The organism is Neisseria sp. HMSC15G01, assembly GCF_001808255.1.
In the GTDB taxonomy this organism is placed as follows: domain Bacteria; phylum Pseudomonadota; class Gammaproteobacteria; order Burkholderiales; family Neisseriaceae; genus Neisseria; species Neisseria subflava_A.
In genome coordinates this window covers 868-4,264 of the sequence record NZ_KV792672.1, presented here as the reverse complement: position 1 = coordinate 4,264, position 3,397 = coordinate 868, and the positions used below count along the sequence as shown (strand labels likewise).

General features: G+C 40.4%; 2 protein-coding genes and 1 pseudogene. All 3 read right to left on the bottom strand.

Translation table 11 applies throughout. The features are described 5' to 3' along the window. Nucleotides 1-1,189 (bottom strand): annotated as a pseudogene (locus tag HMPREF3139_RS11210) (hemagglutinin repeat-containing protein); the annotation flags it as partial. Between the two features lie 58 nt (nucleotides 1,190-1,247). Beyond that, nucleotides 1,248-1,772 (bottom strand): hypothetical protein, encoded by a 525-nt coding sequence (locus HMPREF3139_RS04805; protein ID WP_070460937.1) that lies wholly within the window; start codon nucleotides 1,770-1,772, stop codon nucleotides 1,248-1,250. 15 nt (nucleotides 1,773-1,787) lie between these two features. Next, nucleotides 1,788-3,397, bottom strand: a 1,610-nt coding sequence (locus tag HMPREF3139_RS11205) for a VENN motif pre-toxin domain-containing protein (protein ID WP_168160494.1), incomplete at its 5' end; no start/stop codon positions are given.

The following is a 3,397-nucleotide window of genomic DNA, read 5'->3' as shown; positions in this document are numbered from 1 at the left end:
CATTGCCGTTTTGCTGTTTGCTCTGATAGGTTTCGCTATCTTGTACGCTTTGAATACTTAGGTTTTTGGCATTAACTTGTACGCCTGTGCCGCATACTTGTGCGCCTTTGATGATGGTATCGCCACCACTTTGGATAAGGGTTTGGCTGCCTTTTTCTCCTATGTGGCTATGGCGGTGGGTTACGCTATCGCCATTGCCGTAGCCTTTGCCGACATTGCCGCCTGCGGTAAAGCCTAATGACCAGCCCCCTTGTCCGAATGATACGGCAGCACCTGCGTTCCAGCCGCTGCTTTTGTTGTTGCTGCGTTCGCTGCTGCTTTGTTCGGCGGATTGGAGTGTGATGTCGTTATCGGCAATCAGGCCGGTTCCTGCTTTGCCGGCAACATCTGAGCCGGTAATGTGGATATTGGATTGTTCTGCTGCGCCTGTGGCGATTAATGTGGTTTTACCGCCTGCTTGAATTTGACTCGCTTGGGCTTGGCTTGCTTGAACTCGGGTGGTTTGTCAGTTTTGCTGTTCGCCGTAGGTTATAGAGATGCTGACTTGTTTGGCATTGGTTGTACCATTGGCTAAGTTTTGTGCACTCTTACCTGTTTGATAGGCTTACCAGCCTGCATTGGCAGCTGCCATGGCATTGACACGACCATTTTTGCTTTGTCCGACTTGTTTGCTGCTTTGTGCGACGGCAATCGCTTGTTGTGCCAAATCGGTAACGGGCGAACTGAATGCCACCGTTAAGCCTTTTTGTTCATAGATTTGGGTGGTATTACTGTTTAATTTGTTGTGTGCCGCTTGAATGTCTATGCTTTGGGCATGGATGATATTGTTGCCTTCTGGGCTGGAAACGGTACTGCCGATTTGTTCGTAGTGTTTGCCTGCAACAATGGTGGTATCGCCTTTCAAGCTGCCTACGGTACTGCCTGTATGTTCGTTGCTTTGGGATTGGTTTTCTTGTGTGTTTGTCTTGCTGCCAATCGTGAAGCCAATCCCTGCGCTCATCAAGCCTGATTTTTGGGTTTGATGATAGCCTTCGCTCTGACTTTGAGTTTGGGTTGTACCAATGCGAACATGATTGCCTGCTTGAATCCGGGTGCCATTATCGGAAATAACATTGCTGCCAAGAATGTTGGCATCGTTTCTTGCCTGCAATACAACTTGCTTGCCTTCAAAGGTGCTGCTTTGGGCGGTTAGGAATAAACCTATCCTGTTGAATACATTGAAGCCAAGTACGCCTATCAACACTATATTAAAACACAGCCTTAGGATATATACCTTTTATATAATCCTTATTTAAATAAAAACTCTTATAAAAATCTGTGTTATCTGTCGGGATTGAAAAAAAGATTTTATCTTTCTCATCAGGTTTAAATTTGTTATCAATATTAAAAAGAGAATAAGGATCACAATGAGTTTGACATACTAATGGTAAAAATTTATATCTTGGATCATGAGATATTCGATATTTATCAGGATCGAAAGATGCTAAAAATTCATCAATATTGGTATCAGATATTTTGTCATCACTAATAAACATCGCTAGAGATGGGTGACCTTGATTTTCCATTTGTTGATTAGTAAAGGATATAAATGCTAACTTGCCATTGTCGTCATACCACATAGATTTATAGTTATTGCCTTTGGGAGAATAAATTCTAGCAACACATAACATAGCTCTATCTTTACAGTCGTTATATTGAGTTTCATCAAACTCAACTGCATGGCACAATAAAGGCAATAGAAAAAACAGGGTTATTAATTTATTACTATACATAAGACGGCTTTCTATTTATTCGATAATAAATCTAGTTTTCAATATTTGATTTTGTTCTGGGTTGGTATACATAATAAATTTTACTGCTCCAAAATCTGATATTAAACCTACAACTTTTCCATTTTCCGTATAATTGTCAGGTTTATTTGCACTAATAATTTTATCTTTTAGATGTGGGAATTTTTCTTTTAGAATATCACTCTGTACATTCATCCCTTTTTTATAAATATTATCTGAGAACATCTTTAGTCTAGCATGATATTGGGCTGCTAAATTTGCATCTTGCAGCAAATTATGCTCTTCAGATGTCAAATTTCGACCTTGTTGTTGTTTCAACTTTATAGGTGTTGCATATGTTAAAAAAGCTTTTAAACGATTATATCGATATTTATGTAAGATTGAATTTAGTTCTGTTTCCGCCTTATCAAATTCTTCACTATTTTGGGTATAATTTTGAGAAATTAAACGTTCAACTATAGGTTGTGTAATAAGTAAACGATTTGCTAAATGCTGATATTCTTTATTTGTTTGAGCATTATCATTCATGTTTGGTGTATTAAAATCACTTGGATCCCAAATCATTTTGGCATATGAATCAACATATAGTGTCGAATTATCTGTAATAGGAAATTTATTTTCATCAGGGTTTTTCATGCTACTAATTAAAAGATTTTCAAATACAGTTTTTCCTTGTAAAACAATTGGTGCTCCTGTTTTATCAGATACCAAAGTTAATACACCATCTAAATTTTCATAATGATAACCATCAATGACTAATCTATTGTTTCCATCAACTTTCAATTTTAAATTTGGAGTAGAGGGTGCGATGATATTAATAAATTGCATTGCGTCATTTTTGTTTGGGAAAGAAATATAATTATTCTCCACCGCACTATTCGCATTCAGGCTGCCTTGCACTCCATCTGTTGCACTGTTGCCCACTGCCGCACCCGTTGCCGTACTCAATAAGTTTGTAATCGCTGTTACAGTTTCTTTCTCTTCCACCGTTAAGTCGCTTCCTTTTTCTTTGCCGTATAACCATTTGCTGATGTAAGGCGCAGCTGCTTCCGCTCCACCTGCACTCAATGCTCCTGCTAGGGCGTTATTGTCCCCTGCTGCTGCAACCGCTGCTCCTAATACCGCGTGAGCAAGAACGTGAGCGGTTTCTTGACTGGCGGTTAGTTTGCCATTCGCGTTTTGACCGGCTAAATCTTTAAAGTGCTGTCCAATCGCATACGATACGGCCGGCGATGCGGTAGCCGCAGCGATGCCTGCTCCGCTTTGGGTCGGCGCAGCTAAGCCTGAGGCTAACATGTTGAGAATGACTTTGCCTTGTTGCCAATTATCTGCTTTTGCTGCCGCATCTTGAGCTTCATGAGCTTTGCGTTTGGCAGTTTCCATATCGCCATTGGCTAATGCCTCGGCTGCTGCTGTTTCGGCTGCTTCTTTGTCTGCTTTGAGTTTGTCTAAATGTTGGTTAATCTCGGTATTGGCTTGTTGGACATTTTTACTAAAATCTTGGCTGACGGTTCTTTGTAAATCCAGTTCACTTTGCACTCTATCTTTGTCAAATACGTTTTTCAGGCTGCCCGAATGTCGTTCGGCGGTGTCTGTGGTTACGTTTG

Coding starts and splice junctions, on each gene's coding strand:
- HMPREF3139_RS04805 (WP_070460937.1), bottom strand. CDS start 1,772: ATGTATAGTAATAAATTAATAACCCTGTTTTTTCTATTGCCTTTATTG.